Origin of the sequence: Corallococcus sp. bb12-1 (assembly GCF_026626765.1) — a bacterium.
Taxonomy (GTDB): Bacteria; Myxococcota; Myxococcia; order Myxococcales; family Myxococcaceae; genus Corallococcus; species Corallococcus terminator.
The window spans coordinates 133208-151126 of the sequence record NZ_JAPNJZ010000027.1 but is presented as its reverse complement, the minus strand read 5'-3'; the positions used below and the strand labels follow the sequence as shown (position 1 = coordinate 151126).

The following is a 17919-nucleotide window of genomic DNA, read 5'->3' as shown; positions in this document are numbered from 1 at the left end:
GCTCAGTGATGCCTCAGCGATTTTTCCCTCGGCCCTGGACGCTCGTCCTGCTCCTTCCGCTTGCCTGCAAGGACCCGGAGACGGCAGCCGCCCAGACGCAGGCCACCCAGGTCCAGTCCTCCCTGTCCGAAGGCCGCGAGGCGCTCACCAAGGGCAACTACGGCCGCGCCATCGCCGCACTCCAGAAGGCCTCCAATTCGGCCCCGGAGAGCGTGGAGCCGCTGCTGCTCCTGGCGGAGGCCCACCGGCTGAGCGGCAACTCGGGCGCCTCCATCCTGACGCTCAAGCAGGCGGAAGGCCTGTTGCCCGGCAGCGACCCCGTCATCCAGAAGCAACTGTCGGACCTGTACCTGCGCGAGGGGCAGGCCTCCCTGGCCATCTCCACGCTCGTGTCCCTGCGGGACGAGGGCAAGCTGACGCCCGGCGACATCCTGGCCCTGGCGCGTCTCCAGGCCCGGCAGGGGCACGCCGAGGACGCCTTCACCACGCTGGAGCGCACCCTCCGGGAGAACCCGGACGACGCCGCGACGAAGACGGTGGAGGCGGAGATCCTCCTCATGAAGGGCGAGGAGCTGCTCGCGGCGAACCTGATGGACCGCGTGCTCCAGCACTCGCCCAGCTTCACGGCGGCGCGCCTGCTGCGTGCGCGCTATTTCCTGATGAGCGGCTTCTCCGACCTGGCGGAAGCCGACCTCCAGTCCGTGTCGCCGGAGGACGCGGCGACCACGGACGTGGTGGCCATGAAGGCCCGCGTGCTGATGGCGCTGGGCCGCCCGGCGGAGGCCGAGGCCGCCCTCAAGCTGCTGCTGGAGGACGACGCGGACAACGCCGAAGCGCTCGCGTGGCTGGCGGACATCATCCGGGCCCAGGGCCGCCTCACGGACGCGCAGCAGTCGGTGGACCGCGCACTGCAACTGCGCCCCCGGTTGGCCCGCGGGCTGTACGTGCGCGGCCGGGTGCAGGAGGACCAGGAGGATGTGCGCGCCGCCGAGGACAGCTACCGCTTCGCGCTCAAGACGGAGCCCGCCTTCGGCCCCGCGCTCTCGCGCATCTGGCGGCTGTACTTGAAGGCCGGCAAGAAGCTGGAGGCCCAGGCCACGCTGGAGCGACTGCTGGGGCTGGGCGAGGCGTCGGTGGAGGAGAAGGCCGCGCTCGCGGGCATCTACGCGCAGTTGGAGACGCAGCTGCCGCGCGGCAAGAAGCTCATCGACGAGGCCCTGCAGCGCGAGCCGCAGAACCCCGAGTACCTGCGCATCCGTAAGGCCATCGAGAAGGCCACCCCGAGGAAGCGGGGCGCCTCGTCGGGCCCCATCATCATCCGCGGGGGACGGCGCTGACGGACGAAGGCAGCGCGGCTTCCGCGACCACCTTCTCCAGCGCCTTCTGGCCCTTCTTCTGGCCCACGGCGACCACCAGCAGGTTCTCGCGGGTGAAGTAGCGCCGGGCCGCGTCGCGCACCTGCGCGGCCGTCTGGCGATCCACCAGGTCCGCGCGGTGGCTGAAGGTCTCCGGCGTGCGGAACAGCTCCGTGCCGCCGAACCACCCGGCCAATTCGCCCGGTGAGTCCTGGGAGAACTCCAGCAGCATGCGGTGGCGGCGCTTGGCGCGGTTGAGCTCCTCCGCGCCCACCTCCTCGTCGCACAGCGCGCCGAGCACGCGCAGCGACTCGGCCACCACCTGCGACGCCTTCTCCGGGGCGCTGGCCGCTTCAATCTCGAACAGGCCGGTGTCGTGGTACGTGTCCAGCCCGGCGCTCACCGAGTACGCAAGCCCGCGCTTCTCCACGATTTCGAACGGCAGCCGCGACGACAGGCCGTCGTCCAGCAGGCGCCGGAGGATCTGGAGCGCGGGGTAGTCCTCGTGCTGCTCCGGCACGACGCGGAAGGTGAGCTTGAACTCCGTCTGCGACTCGTCGTGCGTGACGAAGTGGAAGTGCGGCCCGGGCCCGATGAGGGGCGGCGGCGCTTCGGTGGAGGCCTCGCCTCGGGGCAGGTGGGCGAAGGCGCGCTCGGCCAGCGCCATGACTTCCGAGTGGCGCACGCGGCCCGCGGCGGTGACGACCAGGTTGCCGGCCACGTAGTGGCGCAGGAAGTGTTCGCGCACCTGGTCGTGGGTGAGGGCCTTCACGGAGTCGCTGGTGCCGGCGATCTTCAAGGACAGCGGGTGGTCCGGGAACAGCAGCCGCTTGGACAGGTTGTCCAGGTCGATGTCACGGCCCTTGTCGTCCACCTCGTCGAGCATCTCCTCCAGGATGATCTGCCGCTCGACCTCCATGTCGGTGAGGCGGGGGCGGGTGAGCATGTCCCCGATGACGTCCATGCCCACGCGCAGGTGCGACGGGTGCAGCGGCGTGTAGTAGTAGCCGTGGTCGCGGGTGGTGGCGCCGTTGAGGTTGCCGCCGACTTCCTCCACGGCGGCGTTCATCTTCACGGTGTCCGGCCAGCCTTCGCTGCCCCGGAAGAAGAGGTGCTCCAGGAAGTGGCTGACGCCGTTGTTTCCGGGCGTCTCGTGACGGCTGCCGGTCCGCACGTAGACGGCCAGCAGGGAGGTGTGCAGGTGTGGCGTCTCGACGGTGACGACGCGCAGCCCGGAGGGCAGCACGTCCCGGAACGGTTTAAAGCTCATGCGCAGGGAAGTTTTAACACGAAGGTCGTCCCCTGGCCGGGAATACTCTGGCAGGAGAGCGAGCCCCCGTGGGCCTGGAGGATTTGTTGGCTCACCGCCAGTCCCAGGCCGGTGCCCCCTTCCTTCGTGGTGAAGAAGGGCTCGAAGAGGTGGCGGCGGACCTCCTCCGTCATCCCGTTGCCGGTGTCGCGCACGGACACCTCCACGTCGCCCTCGCGCGGCAGGGTGGCCACCGTGAGCCGGCCCCCGGAGGGCATGGCCTCGCGGCTGTTGCGCAGGAGGTTGAGGAATACCTGGCGCAGCTGCCCCTGGTCCGCGAGCACCCGGGGCGTGCCGGGCGCGAAGTCGCGCACCACCTCCACGCCCGCGCGCACCAGCTCCTCGCGGGTGAAGTCGAGCACCCCGTCGAGCACCGCGATGATGTCCTCCGGCTCCAGGTCCGGCCGGGCGGGGCGGGCCATGCGCAGGTACTGTTCGGTGACGTCGGTGAGGCGGTCCACCTCGGAGGTGACGGCGGAGAGCAGCTCGCGTGCCTCCACGGCGGTGTCGGCGGAGTCGAACTCGGCGGTGGCCACCGCGTCCTGGAGCAGCTCCACATTGAGGCCGATGGAGGACAGCGGGTTTCGCACCTCGTGGACGATCTGCGCGGAGATGCGGCCCACGGCGGCCAGTTGTTCGGCGCGCATCAGCGCCTCTGCCTGGGACTTGAGCTGGGCTTCGCGGGCCTGGAGCGAGCGGGCCATCTGGTCGAACTCGCGCGCGAGCAGCGCCACCTCGTCGTCGCCGCGCACGCCCAACTGGGCGGAGTAGTCACCCTTGCCGATGCGCGACACGCCCTCGATGAGGGTGCGCACCGGGCGCAGCGTGCGAGCGGACCACGCGGTGACGCCCACGCCCACGCCAATGGCCATGATGGACAGCGCGATGATGGTGAGGCCGGTGCGGCGCTCGCGCTCTTCGGCGCCGTCCACGCGCTCGCGGATGCGGTTGCCCAGCGTGGCGCGCAGCACGCGCAGCTCGCGGCCGATGGCGGCTTCCAACTGGCGCAGCTCGGAGGTGGCGCGTGCCACCTCGTCGCCGCTGGGGGATTCGGATGCGAGCGCGGCGAACACGGCCTCCACCGCGTGGCCGTAGGCCTGGGAGTTCTTCGACAGCTCTCCGAAGCGGGAGTCCAGCTCCATGACGAAGGGGATCTCCCCCTCGGGGGCGAAGGTGAGCACCTCGCGGGCCTTGGCGCGGGCGGCCTCCAGGCGCTGGGCCATCTGGGGCGAGTAGTAGAGGCTCGCGAGCCGGATGAGCGCGCGGCGCGTCTCCACGCTGTTCTGCTCCAGCACCCGCTCGGTGTCCTTCTCCTGGCTGGTCTGGAAGGTCTCCAGCGCGGCGGCGTCCTGGGAGAGCTGGAGGTAGCCCTGGCTGACGAGTCGGATCTCCAGCCGGTTGCGGTGCAGCTCCGCCACGCTGAAGAGGGACACCGTCCCGAACGTCAGGAGCACCAGCGCGTAGCCCAGGAAGATGCGGGTGGCGAGCGAGAGCTTCATTCGGGAGGGGACAGGACATACGTCCTGGGGCGGGCGCATTACAGCGCAATCCCCGCCGGCCCGCCTGCTTCCGCCCTCGCCGGGCGTCCAGACTTCGTCCCTCCAGGCTGGAAGCGGGCTGGTAGCGTCCGCCGCATGTCTCCGCGCCCCGTTCGTTCCATGCTCCTGGCCACCCTGCTGGCCCTGTCCGCCGGCTGTGGCGCGAAGGAGGTCACCCCTTCCCTGGACCTCGTCTCCGCCTCCTGTGCCGGCACGCCGCCCCTGATGGGGGTGACGCACCTGCGCTTCCGCGTCAGCGGGCCCGGGATGGATGCGCCCCGGGATCGGGTATCGACGGTGCGGTGGACGGCGGAGGATGTCCCGGCGATTCCGCCAGGCAGCGCGCGGGTGCTGGAGGTGCGGGCGTACGCGGGGGCTCCGGACCGGGGCGGCCAGTTGCGGTCGCTGGGCAGGACGCCGCCCTTCGACGTCGCGGAGGGGCAGGGGACGTCGGTGCGGGTGTTCCTGCGCAGGTTGGGGGAGTTCGCGCCGGCGAATCAGGCCGTGAGCCCCGACACGTGCGCGGTGCCGCGCGAGGCGAGGGCGGGGCACACGGCGACGCTGTTGCAGGACGGACGGGTGCTGCTCGCTGGAGGCCATGGGCTCGGGAGGGATGGGGCGCGGCCGGTGTCGGGGACGACGGAGGTGTTCGACCCGAGGGAGGGAATGTTCAGCTCCGGGCCGGACGTGGGCGCACGGGCCTTCCACACGGCGTCGCTGCTGCCGGACGGCAAGGTGCTGCTCGTGGGGGGCGCGGAGTCGCTGGAGCAGGTCTCGTTGCAGCGCACGGCGCGCGTCGTGGACGTGGCCGCGGGGGAGGCGAGCACGTTGGATCCGAAGGTCGCGCGCTACCAGCACTCGGTGGCGATGGATGCGGAGGGACGCGTGCTGCTGGTGGGCGGACGTTCCGCGGACGGGCGCGCGGTGTCCACTCCGGAAGGCTTCCATGCGGGACGGGGGCAGTTCTTCGACGTGCCCACGCAGGTGCCTCGCGTGGACGCGGTGGTGACGGCGACGCGGGATGGCCGCACGCTGTTGGTGGCGGGGGGCGCGAATGAGGCGGGACTCCAGGCGGGGATCCTGGGCTTTGTGTTCGATCAGGTGACCTTCTCCCCATCGTCGCTGACAGGGGCCCAGCTCAAAGTGCCCCGAGTGGGGGCTTCCGTGGCGATGCTCGGCCTGACGGAGGAGGTGCCCCGCCCGCTGGTGATGGGCGGCCTGGACGGCGTGGACCCGGTGAAGGGTGCGCGTTCCGTGGGGTCGTCCGAGTTCCTGGAGGGCGTGGCCCTGGCGAGCACCGGTCCCGTGTTGTTTCCCCGGAGCAATGCCTGCGCGGTGTCGCTGGCGGACGGTCGGGTGGTGGTGCTGGGCGGGCAGGGGATTGAATCCGGCACGCCGCGCGCGACGGCATGGGCGGAGTTGATCATTCCGGTGAAGGATGGTCAGCCCGTCGTGCTGGGCCTGCCGCTGTTGCCGCAGCCGCGCGCGGGGCTTTCGTGCACGGCGCTCGCGGATGGTTCGGTGCTGGTGGTGGGAGGCGTGGACGACACCAGCGGCGAACCCCGGGCGCCCATCGAGGCCCTGGTGCTGATGCCGCATCCGCGCGACTGAAGTGGGCACGCTCCGAGCGGGCTGTTAGCGTCCAGGTCCTATGGTGACCTGCCTACCTGCCCGGTTTGCCCTGGCCGTGCTCCTGCTGAGCGCGGCGGTGGAAGCGCGGGAGCCCGTGGTCCGCACGGTGCTCCTGTCGGAACACCCCGAGGACTTCACGCCGAGCGTCTACGTGAAGGGCGCGGTCTCCACCGTCCTGCGCTTCGAGGCCCCCGTGGATCCGGCGAAGACCCGGATGCTGGCCTGGGAGGGCCGGTTCGAGCCGCTGCTGGTGGGTGGCCGCAAGGTGGTCGTGGAACCGCTTCGGGACCTGGAGGAGGACGAGGGCGTGCCCCTGCTCGTGACGCTCACGAACGGAAGGGAGATCCCGTTCCTTCTGAAGCCTCCTGGGCAGGGCCGAAGGGCCGAGCTGGATCAGCAGGTGAACGTGTACGAGGACCGGCAGCGCTACGAGGCCATGTACTCGACGCTGATGGATTCGCTCAAACAGCAGCGAGCACTGAAGGAAGAGAACGCGCGACTGCGCCAGGAGGAACGCTCTCCGGATCATGCACTCGCCACGCTCGTGGCCAATGGGGACCTCAAGCAAACCCCCTTCGCGCTCGGCCAGCGATGGCGGCTCAAGGAGGAAGGTGCGGACATCGTCGTCGAAATCCTGACGAGCAAGAAGGTGCCGAAAGTGGCGGTGCTGTTCAACGTCACCAATCGCGATGCGAAGAGACCCTGGAAGCTGATGGAGGCCCAACTGTCCACGGTGTCAGGGAAGAAGCCACGTCCGTTCGCGCTGCGCATGCAACAGGATGAAATCGCGCCGGGCTCCATGGGCCGGATCGCCGTCATCGCGGATGACAGCGTCTTCCAATCGCCCCAGGGCGTGGAGCAACTGGCGCTGGAGCTGTTCCGGGCGGACGGGTTGTCGCAGGCCTACCTCGTCCTGGAATGGCGCCTCTTCAAGGAGTAGATCGAACCGACATGAGCCCATCGCGCATGATGTCGCCCGTCGTTCTTGTGCTGGCCCTGGCGTTGGGCTGCACCACGACCCGAGGGGGCGTGGGGGTGCGCCCGGATGGAACTCCGGGGCCCGAGGACTGCCCCGAAGATGCGCTGCAGACGATGCGGATCCTCCGTCTGCGCGTCAGCGATGGCGCCTGGACCGAACTCGACATCAATCAAGACGCTATCAGTCCCATCACGCTCTATGACGGTCCCGTGGAGAGTCGGTTGAACACCAGCCTCGGGCCGTTTGAACCGGGCACCCGCCTCTACGGGCGTGTCTGGACGGGAGGTCCCCAGGCGGTCGTCCGGTACTACGAAGCGCATCCGACCGACGGCGACAAGGTCTCCATCTGCGCGGTGGCGCGGCTGTCGAAGGGACAGCTCCGGAAGCGACCCGACTCCAAGCCGGGGACGGCCATCCTCGAGTTCTCGAGCGCAGCGGTCGACATCGTGGATTCGTTCCGCTGAAACACGAAGGCCTCGCGTCCCGGTGAAGGGAGGCGGGGCCTCGGTGCTTCAAGCGGCTACTTCGTTCAGGCGTTGGACGACGAAGCCTCGGAAGGCTTCGCCTCGCCCTCGGTGGAGGCGACCGGCGCGGCGGTCTCCACGGGAGCGGCCTCGGTCGGCGTGGCCGGGGCGGCGGCGCGGGCCTCCGCTTCGGCGCGGGCGCGTGCAACCTCGTCGCTGCGCTGGTCGCTGGCGGCGACCTCGTCCGGCGTCAGCTCCGTGCGGTCGGCGAGCATGCCCGTCTTCTTCTCCAGGTCCTTGATGGCCCGGCGAAGCAGGTCGCGCTCCAGCAGCGTGCGGTTCAGGCGCTTCTCCAGGGCCTTGTACTTGTCCTTGCCCAGGTCGGCCTCGGACTTCGTCACGGCCAGGATGCGGGCCTGGGTGTCGGTGCGGCCCTTGATGCGGCGCAGCTCCTTCTCCAGCTCCACGGCGCGCGCGCGGTCCTTGTTCGCCGCCGTCTCCAGCCGGTCCATCTTCTCGCGGTCCGCGTCGTTCAGCTCGCGGTAGCGGCGCACGGGCTCGGCAGGGGCCACCGGCGTGGACGGCACCGACACCGCCGCGCTCACCACGGGCTCGCTCGCGGGCGCCGCGATGAGGTCCGCCGACGCGGGAGCGGCCGCGACAGGGGCGGGCGTGGACGTCACGGTCTGCACGGGGGCGGGGGCTTCACGGCGGCGGTTGCCACCGCGAGGGTCGGCCTCGGCGCGCAGCTTGGCGTTCTCCGTCAGGGCGTGCGACAGCTCCTCGCGCGTCTGCGCGAGCTGGATGCTGGCGTTGCGCTCCACTTCGGCGCGGGCCTTCACCAGGTCCTGCGCGCCCTTGTCGCCTTCCTTCTGGTCGAAGAGCTTGCGCTTCGTCTGCTTGAGCTGCTCCTTGACCTCCTGGAGCTGCGCGCGCTGTTCGTCCAGTTCCTTCTGCTTGCGCTGGACCTCCGACTCCGCCTTGGCGCGAGCCTTGGTCTCCGACTCCAGCTCCCCACGGAACGAGGACGATGAGACCGACGGACGGTTCGCGGTACCGCCGGACGCGCCGCCCTTGTCTCCGAAGAGGAGCAGGCCGAGCGTCACGGCGAAACCGACCGATACGAGGATGAGAGCAACGACCAAGGGAACAACCTCCACAGAAGGATGCAAAAAGCGGGGCAGCCTACCGCCGGGACATGGCGCGTCAAGGCTTCACTGGCAGACACACCCCCGGGCTCCAGCCGCGCCGGCCGGGCCTCGAAGCCCCGCCTGCCGTGCGCCGCCCTTTCCAGGCCCGGTCCTGGCGCCCGCCCCGGCGAATCCGTAAACAGGGGGTTCGCAGCCCTCCTCACGGGAGTCCAAGCAAGCCCATGGCGCACCTGGAGCTGAAGCCGAAGCAGGACGTGTCGAGCTTCCGCAAGCTCGCCATCGGGAGCTGGACGACCGCCTACGACCCCACCGTCTACGGCACGCTGACGGTGCGCATGGACGCGGCGCTCACGTACCTGGACGCGCTCCACCAGCGCACCGGGGTCCGTCTCACCCCCCTGCACCTGGTCCTCAAGGCCCTGGGCGAAGCGCTGCGCCGCTGCCCGGACGCCAACGCGCTCCTGCGCTTCCAGCGCATCTACCTGCGCCAGCACATCACCCTGGGCGCGCTGGTGTCCGACGCGGACCCCCAGCGGCCGGGGCTCACGCCCGCGCGCATCGAGGACGTGGATCAGAAGAGCCTGCACGCCGTCGCGCTGGAACTGGACGCCGCGGTGGCGCGGGCGCGCGAAGGCCGTGACGCCGCGCTGGAGAAGGGCCGGGGCCTCCTGAAGCGCGTTCCTCCGTTGCTCCTCCACCGCTTCACCGGACTGATGTCGTTCCTGTCGTACTCGCTGAACGTGGATCCGGACTGGCTGGGGCTGCCGAAGGATCCGTTCGGCTCCGCGGTGGTGGTGGACGCGGGCACGCTGGGCCTGGACACGGCGTACCTGCCGCTCGCGCCGTTCACCCGCGTGCCCATCTTCATCGCGCCCGGCGCGGTGCGGGAGGTGGCGGTGGTGGAGGAGGGGAGGGTGGTGCCCGGCCGCGTGATGAGCATCAACGCGTCCTTCGACCACCGCTTCATCGACGGCTACCACGCGGGCGTCATCGCCAACACGCTGCGCGAGCTGCTGGAGCACCCGGCGGAGTTCTTCGACGCGCCGCCGGGCGCCCCTGCTTCATCCCGCTAGTACGCGTACTCCCAGCCGCCGCGCGCCCGCGCTCCACCGCCCCGGCGCGCGCTCATCTCGCGCAGCCGGCGCACGCGCTCCGGAATGGGCGGGTGCGTGGAGAACAGCGACATCACCCCGCCGTGGTGCAGCGGGTTGACGATGAACAGGTGCGACGTGGCGGGGGCCCTGTCATAGGGCATGGCCTGCGCGGCGTTCTCCATCTTCAAAAGGGCGCTCGCCAGCGCATCCGGATCCCCACACAGCTCCGCGCCCGTGGCGTCCGCGCCGTACTCGCGCGAGCGGCTCACGGCCAGTTGCAACAGCGTGGCCGCGATGGGCGCCACCAGCAGCAGGCCCAGGTTGGACAGCGCGCCGGCCACGCCGCCCTCTTCGTCGTCACCGCGGCTGAGCATGCTGCCGCCGAACCAGAAGAGCATCTGCGCCGCGTAGCTGATGACGCCCGCGAGCGTCGCCGCCACCGTGCCGATGAGCGTGTCCCGGTTGCGCACGTGGCCAATCTCGTGCGCCAGCACCCCTTCCAGCTCGCGCCGGTCCAGGATGTCCACGATGCCCGCCGTCACCGCCACCGCCGCGTGGCTGGGGTTTCTGCCCGTGGCGAACGCGTTGGGCTGCCGGGTGGGCAGCAGGTACACCTTCGGCTTCGGCATGCCCGCGCGGGCGGACAGGCGCTCCACCATCTCGTGCAGCCAGGGCGCCTGCTCGTAGGGGAGCGGCTGCGCGCCGTGGATGGCCAGCGCGATGCGGTCGCTGAACCAGTACGAGCCGAAGTTCATCACCACCGCGAAGAAGCCCGCCATCGCGAGCCCCTGCGCGCCGCCCAGCCGCTGGCCGATGACGAGCACCAGCGCCGTCAACCCGGCCAGCAGGACGGTCGTCTTCAAGGCGTTGCCCAGCCGGTGCCACCCGCCGCCCTTGAGCGCCGGTGCGGCCGGTCCTCGGGATGTCATGTGGGGGTCACGCTGCGCCATGGTCCTCGTTCCGTGCCTTTCGTCCCGGTCAACCGCTGGGGACCCAGGAAACGTAAGCAGGCGCGGGGAGGCGTCAATGAAGAGGGGGCCGGGCTGCCCCGGCGTCCGTCCTGCTTCCGCGACGGGATTTCCTCACAGGTAGAAACGATCCGTCACGCCCGCCGTACGCTGGAGGATGGCGCTCCAGCCCAGCCAGATGTCGATGCCGCTGTCGCCCGCCTTCGGCTCGCCCCCCAGGGCGCCGAGCGAGCCCGTGCAGCCGGCCACCGTCGCGAGCCCCGTCTCGCGGATGTGCTCCAGCAGGGCGCGCAGCGTGGGCATGCGGCGCTTCTCGAAGCGATCGCTGATGTCCTCACGGCCGGTGAAGTCCGGCTCGTCCAGGTGGTCCAGCAGGAAACGCTCCAGTGCCCACCAGAACAGGTACACTTCCGCGCGCCGCCCGGACGCCACCGCCGCCGCCGCGATGGACAGGCCCTGGTGCACGCGGTCGTATTCGCCACTGTGCAGGAAGACGACGACCCTGTTCTCCGGCGCGTTCACGGGACGGGCTCATACCGTCCAGAAGCCGTGCCGTCCATCCGCGCCCCGAGTGCGACCGCTCGGGTCCTTTGGCTTGCACCCCGGCCCCGCCACTTGCTAGGAATCCAACGGAATTACACGTTTTTTGCAACGACAGAGCGGGCGGCTTTCCGGGACATGGGCGACGAGACGACAGCCAGGCGCAAGGATGCCCACCTCGACCTGTGCGCCACTGGCGACGTGGAGCCCGCGCAGAACTCGACGCTGCTGGAGCACGTCCACCTCATCCACTGCGCCATGCCGGAGCTGGCGGCGGACGAAGTCGACCTGGGCACGCCGTTCATGGGCAAGGCGCTGCGGGCGCCCCTGCTCGTCACCGGCATGACGGGTGGCACCGAGCGCGCGGGGGTCGTCAACCGCGAGCTGGCGCTGCTCGCCGAGCGGCACGGGCTGGCCTTCGGGGTCGGCAGCCAGCGCGCGATGGCGGAGGACGCCTCGCGCACGGCCTCGTACGCGGTGCGCGACGTGGCGCCCACGGTGGCGCTCATCGGCAACATCGGGCTGTACCAGGCCATTGGCCTGGGCGTGGACGGCGTGCGGCGGCTGTCGGACGCCATTGGCGCGGACGGCATGGCGCTGCACCTGAACGCCGGCCAGGAGCTGACGCAGCCCGAAGGCGACCGCGACTTCCGGGGCGGCTACCGCGTGGTGGAGGAGCTGGCGCGGGCCTTTGGCGACCGGCTGCTGGTGAAGGAGACCGGGTGCGGCATCGGCCCGGACGTGGCGCGGCGGCTGGTGGAGCTGGGCGTGCGCAACGTGGATGTCTCCGGGCTGGGCGGCACGTCGTGGGTGCGCGTGGAGCAGCTTCGCGCGAGCGGACCGCAGGCGCAGGTGGGCGCGGAGTTCAGCGGCTGGGGCATCCCCACCGCGGCGGCCATCGCCAGCGTGCGCAAGGCGGTGGGGCCCGACGTGCGGCTCGTCGCCAGCGGCGGGGTGCGGGGCGGGTTGGATTGCGCGAAGGTGCTCGCCCTGGGCGCGGACCTCGCGGGCATGGCGCTTCCGTTGTTCCGGGCCCAGCAGCAGGGCGGCCTCGCGGCGGCGGAAGAGGCGTTGAAGGTCATCCTGACGGCCCTGCGACAGGCGCTGGTGCTGACGGGAAGTCGGAACGTCGCGGAGTTGCGGCAGCGTCCGCGCGTGGTGTCCGGAGCTCTGAAGGATTGGTTGGCGGCCCTGTGAAGCAGGGCGGCTCCCAGGTTGGGAAGGAACTACATGTCTGACACCGTCACATCCCGGCTCTCCGGATTCCACAAGCTGCCGATGGAAGAGCGCCTCGCTCAGATCGGACGCATGTTCCGGTTGTCGGACGAGGAGCTGGAGCAGCTCCGCGGTGTGGGCACGCTGGAGCCGGTCCTCGCCAACCAGATGATTGAAAACGCGGTGGGCATCTTCTCCCTGCCGCTGGGACTGGGACTCAACCTCAACGTCAACGGGCGCGACTACATCGTGCCCATGGCGGTGGAGGAGCCCTCCGTCGTGGCGGCGGTGTCGTTCGCGTCGAAGATCGTCCGCGAGTCCGGCGGCTTCGTCGCGGAGGCCGACGAGTCGATGATGATCGGCCAGGTGCAGGTGTCGAACTACGGCGACCCCACCCTGGCCTCCGAGCGCATCCTGGACGCGAAGGAGGAGATCCTCGCCCTGGCGAACAGCTTCCACCCGGCGATGGTCGCCCGTGGCGGTGGCGCCCGGGACGTGGAGGTGCGCCTGTTGCCCGCGCCGGAGGGCCCGCGCGGCGAGCCGCTGCTCATCGTCCACATCCTCATCGACACGCAGGAGGCGATGGGCGCGAACCTCATCAACACCGTCGCCGAGGGCGTGGCGCCGCTGATTGAACAGGTGACGGGCGGCCGGGTGTATCTGCGCATCCTGTCCAACCTGTCGGACCGCCGGCTCGCGCGCGCCACCTGCCGCATCCCGCTGTCGATGCTGGCGGACTTCGACCTGCCGGGAGAGACCATCGCGGAGGGCATCGCCCAGGCGAGCCGCTTCGCGGAAGCGGATCCGTACCGCGCCGCCACGCACAACAAGGGCGTGATGAACGGCATCGACGCGGTGGCCATCGCCACCGGTCAGGACTGGCGCTCCATCGAAGCGGGCGCGCACGCGTTCGCCTGCCGCGGGGGCCAGTACCGGCCGCTGTCCACCTGGTACCTGGAGGAGGGGCACCTCGTCGGCCGCATCGAATTGCCGCTCGCGCTGGGCACGGTGGGCGGTCCCATCAAGGTGCACCCGGGCGTGCAGGTGGCGCTCAAGCTGCTGCGCGTGTCGGGCGTGCGCGAGCTGTCCATGGTGTTCGCGGCGGTGGGGCTCGCGCAGAACTTCGCGGCGCTCCGGGCCCTGGGTTCAGTGGGCATCCAGAAGGGCCACATGGCCATGCACGCCCGCAGCGTCGCGGTGACGGCGGGTGCGCGCGGCGGCGACGTGGAGAAGGTCGCGAACCTCCTGGTGAAGGCCGGCCACGTGAAGGTGGAGAAGGCGAAGGAGATCCTGGCGAGCCTGATTCTGGAGAAGCCCGGCGTCGCGGTCACCATCACCAACGGCTGATTCCTCCCCCGCGCTTGTTCGCGGGGACCCTGGCGGGGCGGTGCGCTTGGTAAAGTGCCCGCCCCTCTTCCTTGTCCAGTGCCCGGTGCCATGACTGCCTCGACGAATTCCCTGGTCGCCTTCGGTGCCGGCAAGGTCATCCTGCTGGGCGAGCACAGCGTGGTGTACGGCTACCCCGCGCTCGCGGGACCCCTGAGCTTCGGCGTGACGGCGCGGGGCGTGCCCGCGCGCTCGTGCCAGCTCGACGTGCCGGTGACGGCGGACGCCGCGCAGAAGCGGCTGATGCGCAAGGCGTTCGCGAGGGCGGCCCGGTTGGTGGGCGAGCCCAAGGTGAAGGTGACGCTGGAGCCGCAACTGCCCTTGTCCGCGGGGCTGGGCAGCTCGGCGGCGCTGGCGGTGGCCCTGTCGCGCGTGCTGCTGCAGGCTTCGGGACAGGTGCCCACGCCGAAGGCGACGGCGATCCTCGCGTGGGAGATGGAGCAGGAGTTCCACGGCACGCCGTCGGGCGTGGACCACACCACCAGCGCGGAGGAGAAGCTCATCCTCTACCGCCGGGTGCAGGGACCGTCGGGCGTCATCGGCCGGGCGCGCGAGGTGAAGAGTCCGCGCGCGCTGTCGGTGGTGGTGGCGCTGGCGGGGGCGCGCAGTCCCACGAAGGTGACGGTGGGCGCGCTGCGCGAGCGGCAGGCACGGTGGCCGGAGCGCTACCGCCGGCTGTTCGCGCAGGTGGGGAAGCTCGTCACCGAGGCGTCGAAGGCGGTGGAGGCCGGTGACCTGGAGGGACTGGGGGACGCGATGAACGTCAACCAGGGCCTGCTGGGCGCGCTGGGCCTGTCGTCTCCGGCGCTGGAAGACATGGTGTACCGGCTGCGCGGCATGGGCGCGCTGGGCGCCAAATTCACCGGGGCAGGGGGTGACGGCGGCGCTGTCATCGGCCTCTTCCTCGAACCCGGGCCCGTGGTCGCGAAGCTGACGCGCGACGGCGTGCGCTGCTTCGCCAGCCAACTGGCGGGACCGCGGCCCCACGGAGACCATTCATGAAAGCAACAGTCCGGGCCCATCCGAACATCGCCCTCGTGAAGTACTGGGGAAAGCGCGACGAGGCGCTCATCCTCCCGCACCAGTCCAGCCTGTCGCTCACGCTGGCGCCCATCCACGTGACGACCACCGTGGAGTTCGGCGCCGCGTCCGACCAGGTGGAACTGCACGGCCACGTCGCGAAGGGCAGCGAGCGCGACCGCGTGCTGCGCCTCCTGGACGCCGTGCGCGTGCAGGCAGGCCGCGACCTGGGCCCCGCGAAGGTGGTGTCGCGCGGCGACTTCCCCATGGCGGCGGGCCTCGCCAGCAGCGCGGCGGGCTTCGCGGCGCTGGCGGTGGCGGGGCGCGCGGCGGCGGGCCTTCCGGCGGACACCCGCGCCTCCAGCATCCTCGCGCGACGGGGCAGCGGCTCCGCGTGCCGCAGCGTGCAGGGCGGCTTCTGCGAGTGGATGCGCGGGGAGCGCGAGGACGGCGAGGACAGCTACGCCGTGCAGCGCTTCGACGTGGGGCACTGGTCGGATCTGCGCATGGTGGTGGCCATCGTCGACCGCGGCGAGAAGGAAGTGAAGTCGCGCGACGGCATGAAGGGCACGGTGGAGACGAGCCCCTACTACCCGGCGTGGGTGAAGGACGCGGAGGCGGAGGTGCCCCGCGCCCGCGAGTTCATCGCGAAGAAGGACCTGGAGGCGCTGGGCGAGCTGTGTGAGCGCAACGCGTGGCGCATGCACAGCACGTCGCTCGCGGCCGACCCGCCGCTCTGCTACCTGAGCCCGGCCACGCTGGGCCTCATCCAGAACCTGCGCGAGCAGCGCAAGAAGGGCGTGCCGGTGTGGTTCACGCTCGACGCCGGGCCCAACCCGGTGCTGCTGACGGACGCGGCGCACGAGGTGACTGCGGAGGCCGTGGCCCGCGCGTGCGGCGCGGTGGACGTGGTGCGCTGCGTGCCCGGTGGGGACGCGACGCTGCTGACGGAGCACCTGTTCTGATGGAGCGCGCCCTCTCCGCACCCGGCAAGCTGTTCGTCTCCGGCGAATACGCCGTGCTGTGGGGAGGCGTCTCGCGCGTGGCCGCGGTGGCGCCCCGCACGGCCGCCTACGTGCGCAGGCGGCAGGACTCGCGCGTGCACATCTGCCTGGAGGAGGGGACGCTCCAGGGCCTCACCACGCCCCGGGGCGTGAAGTGGGAGCGCGACGTGCCGGCGGGCTTCACCTTCGTCGCGCGCACGCTGGACGAAGCGCTGCGCGCGCACGGACGGCCCAGCGTGGGCTTCGATGTCGCGGTGGCGCCGGGCGCGCTGGGGCCGGGTGGCCACAAGCTGGGTATTGGTGGCAGCGCGTCCGCGACGGTGCTCGCGGCGGAGGCAGCCCGCTTCATCCTGGAAGAGAAGTTCGACGTGCTGAAGCTCGCGCTCGTCGCGCACACACTGGGGCAGGGCGGTAAGGGCAGTGGCGGCGACGTGGCCTCCAGCTTCGCGGGGGGCCTCGTGCGCTACCGGCGCTACGACGTGACGGAGCTGACGGAGGCCGCCAACACCGGCCGCTTCCACGCGGCGCTCGCGGAGTCGCCCCCGGTGGACCTGTGGCGCATGCCCGCGCCCCGCGTGGCCATGCTCTACGCCTTCACCGGAGAGAGCGCGTCGACCAAGCTGCTCATCGCCCAGGTGGAGGCGAAGCTCGCGGAAGCGGGCCGCCAGTCGTTCGTGGAGCGGTCGGACGCACTGGGCCAGTCGATTGAGGACGGCCTGGGCGGTGGGGACTTCCGTGCGTTCACGGACGCGGTGAAGGCCCAGCACACGCTGCTCTTGGAGCTGGGCCCGCTGGAGACGGAAGGCATGCGCCGGGTGCTGGCCATTGCCGCGTCCTACGGCTGCGCAGGCAAGCTGTCCGGCGCGGGCGGCGGGGACGGGTGCATCCTCTTCGCCCCGGACGCGCAGGCGCGCGAGGAACTGCGCCAGGGCCTGGAGTCGCGCGGCTTCCTCACGCTGACGCTGGACGTGGAGCCCGGCGTGCGCGGTGAAGCGCAGGCGGACCCACGGCTTCGCGGCTGGGTGGACGCGCTCGTCTGAAGACGGTGCTGCGCGCGTCCGGCCCGGCCGTTAGAACATGTGACCGAACGTGATGTAGAAGCGCTGGCGGCCCGTCTCGGTGGAGCGCGCGTAGTCCATGCGCACCACGGCCGCGCGGCGCGAGAAGCGCAGGCCGCCGCCGATGCCCGGGTGCCACTCATGCCACTTGCCATCCGTCACGCCCGGGTGCCACACGCGGCCCAGGTCCAGGAACACCACCGCGCCCAGCGCGAGCGGCTGGCCGAAGACGGACATCTTCGCCGCCTGGAAGCGCAGCTCCGAATTGCTGAAGGCCTTCACGTTGCCGGCGAAGCGGTTGCGCTCGATGCCGCGCACGCTGCTCATGCCGCCAATGCCCTCGGACACGTTGACGCCGCCCGTGGTCATCCACTCGAAGAAGGGCACTTCGCCAAACAGCATGTCCAGCGTGAGCCGCTGCGCGAAGACGAGCCGTGGCGACAGCCGGATGTAGCGGCGCTCGCTCAGCGTCACGCCCGCGTACTGGTAGCGGCTGAAGGTGGCCAGGCCCGACACGCGCAGCGCCACCTCCTCCACGCCGCCAGATGTCGGGTCCGCTTCGTCGTCGCGCGTGTCCCAGAGCGCGCCCGCCAGAATCTGCCCGCTGGTCCCGCCCTCGATGCCGATGGGCTTCTCCTGCGCGAGGATGGACGTCTCGTAGGGTGACACGACGGTGTTGCGCCAGCCGTAGCCCACGTAGGACTGGAACGGGTGCGTCTCACCGAAGGGCCGGCCGCGCAGGCGGACCCAGAGGCCTGGCGAGCCCTTGTCGTAGTTATAGCGCTGGTCGTCCACGTTGCCGCGGAAGTCCGGGGCGGACAGGTTGCCCGCGCCGAAGAAGGGACTGCTCTTCTCCTTGCGGTACTCCAGCCGGCCTTCCAACCGCAGCGGCCCCAGCAACTGCGGGCCGTCGTAGCGGAGGTAATGATTCATGGCGCCGCGCGCGCTGAAGAAGACCTGCGCGGACAGCGCGTGCGCGTACGGCGTCTTGCCGGGCGCGTACAGGTACATGCCGCCCACGGCGCCGTAGCCGAAGCCCTGATCCGAGCTGAAGCTCACCAGGGGCAGCGCGATGCCGTCCATCGTCGGCGTCTTCTTCACGGGCAAGAGCCCGGGCGCGGTCCGACCGGCCGCGGCGGCGCTGAGCGTCAGCAGGAGGAAGAAGAGACAGACGAAAGGAGCCAGCATCGAAACCCCGTGAAGCCC

The 17919-nt window shown here is 70.8% G+C and carries 16 protein-coding genes; 10 read left to right on the top strand and 6 right to left on the bottom strand.

The window, feature by feature from the left end; genetic code table 11:
- Positions 1-8 precede the first annotated feature (8 nt).
- Positions 9-1337: a tetratricopeptide repeat protein gene (locus tag OV208_RS31665; RefSeq protein WP_267577665.1), complete on the top strand. Its 1329-nt coding sequence runs from the start codon at positions 9-11 to the stop codon at positions 1335-1337.
- Here the strand turns inward: OV208_RS31665 and OV208_RS31660 are convergent.
- Positions 1315-2625, bottom strand: coding sequence for a M16 family metallopeptidase (locus OV208_RS31660; protein ID WP_267577664.1), 1311 nt, complete (start codon positions 2623-2625; stop codon positions 1315-1317). The two genes, OV208_RS31665 and OV208_RS31660, sit on opposite strands and share 23 nt — an antisense overlap.
- Positions 2622-4163 carry a sensor histidine kinase gene (locus OV208_RS31655; RefSeq protein WP_267577663.1) on the bottom strand — a complete coding sequence of 514 codons (1542 nt, stop codon included), beginning with the start codon at positions 4161-4163 and terminating at the stop codon, positions 2622-2624. The genes OV208_RS31660 and OV208_RS31655 overlap by 4 nt, the downstream gene beginning before the upstream one ends.
- 135 nt (positions 4164-4298) lie before the next feature.
- Between OV208_RS31655 and OV208_RS31650 the strand changes: the two genes are divergently transcribed.
- The 3 genes from OV208_RS31650 (at position 4299) to OV208_RS31640 (ending at position 7277) form a co-directional block, all read left to right on the top strand.
- The gene (locus tag OV208_RS31650; protein ID WP_267577662.1) at positions 4299-5813 is read left to right on the top strand and encodes a hypothetical protein; all 1515 of its coding nucleotides are present in this window, start codon (positions 4299-4301) and stop codon (positions 5811-5813) included.
- A gap of 76 nt (positions 5814-5889) precedes the next feature.
- Entirely contained in the window at positions 5890-6774 is an 885-nt protein-coding gene (locus tag OV208_RS31645; RefSeq protein ID WP_267577661.1) for a DUF2381 family protein, read from the top strand.
- A gap of 11 nt (positions 6775-6785) precedes the next feature.
- Positions 6786-7277, top strand: coding sequence for a serine/threonine protein kinase (locus OV208_RS31640; RefSeq protein WP_267577660.1), 492 nt, complete (start codon positions 6786-6788; stop codon positions 7275-7277).
- A 65-nt stretch (positions 7278-7342) separates the two neighbouring features.
- Here the strand turns inward: OV208_RS31640 and OV208_RS31635 are convergent, their stop codons facing one another.
- Complete coding sequence (locus OV208_RS31635; protein WP_267577659.1) at positions 7343-8422, bottom strand: cell envelope biogenesis protein TolA; 1080 nt, start codon at positions 8420-8422, stop codon at positions 7343-7345.
- 227 nt (positions 8423-8649) lie between these two features.
- Between OV208_RS31635 and OV208_RS31630 the strand changes: the two genes are divergently transcribed.
- Positions 8650-9501, top strand: coding sequence for a 2-oxo acid dehydrogenase subunit E2 (locus OV208_RS31630; protein WP_267577658.1), 852 nt, complete (start codon positions 8650-8652; stop codon positions 9499-9501).
- Here OV208_RS31630 and OV208_RS31625 read toward each other — a convergent pair.
- The gene (locus tag OV208_RS31625; protein ID WP_420715072.1) at positions 9498-10451 is read right to left on the bottom strand and encodes a zinc metalloprotease HtpX; all 954 of its coding nucleotides are present in this window, start codon (positions 10449-10451) and stop codon (positions 9498-9500) included. The genes OV208_RS31630 and OV208_RS31625 overlap by 4 nt on opposite strands.
- 153 nt (positions 10452-10604) lie before the next feature.
- Positions 10605-11012 (bottom strand): hypothetical protein, encoded by a 408-nt coding sequence (locus OV208_RS31620; protein WP_267577656.1) that lies wholly within the window; start codon positions 11010-11012, stop codon positions 10605-10607.
- A gap of 156 nt (positions 11013-11168) precedes the next feature.
- On the opposite strand from OV208_RS31620, the gene fni reads away from it, so the two are divergent.
- The 5 genes from fni (at position 11169) to OV208_RS31595 (ending at position 16695) form a co-directional block, all read left to right on the top strand.
- Positions 11169-12227: a type 2 isopentenyl-diphosphate Delta-isomerase gene (gene fni / locus OV208_RS31615; RefSeq protein WP_267577655.1), complete on the top strand. Its 1059-nt coding sequence runs from the start codon at positions 11169-11171 to the stop codon at positions 12225-12227.
- Between the two features lie 33 nt (positions 12228-12260).
- A complete protein-coding gene (locus tag OV208_RS31610) occupies positions 12261-13592 on the top strand; it encodes a hydroxymethylglutaryl-CoA reductase, degradative (protein WP_267577654.1) in 1332 nt (443 codons plus the stop codon).
- Positions 13593-13682: 90 nt separating this feature from the next.
- Positions 13683-14633, top strand: a complete 951-nt coding sequence (gene mvk, locus OV208_RS31605) for a mevalonate kinase (protein ID WP_267577653.1) — start codon at positions 13683-13685, stop codon at positions 14631-14633.
- Entirely contained in the window at positions 14630-15616 is a 987-nt protein-coding gene (mvaD, locus tag OV208_RS31600) for a diphosphomevalonate decarboxylase (protein ID WP_267577652.1), read from the top strand. The genes mvk and mvaD overlap by 4 nt, the downstream gene beginning before the upstream one ends.
- Positions 15616-16695: a mevalonate kinase gene (locus OV208_RS31595; protein ID WP_267577651.1), complete on the top strand. Its 1080-nt coding sequence runs from the start codon at positions 15616-15618 to the stop codon at positions 16693-16695. The genes mvaD and OV208_RS31595 overlap by 1 nt, the downstream gene beginning before the upstream one ends.
- Positions 16696-16725: 30 nt before the next feature.
- On the opposite strand, the gene omp85 is transcribed toward OV208_RS31595, so the two are convergent.
- Positions 16726-17901 carry an Omp85 family outer membrane protein gene (gene omp85 / locus OV208_RS31590; RefSeq protein ID WP_267577650.1) on the bottom strand — a complete coding sequence of 392 codons (1176 nt, stop codon included), beginning with the start codon at positions 17899-17901 and terminating at the stop codon, positions 16726-16728.
- Positions 17902-17919: the final 18 nt, after the last annotated feature.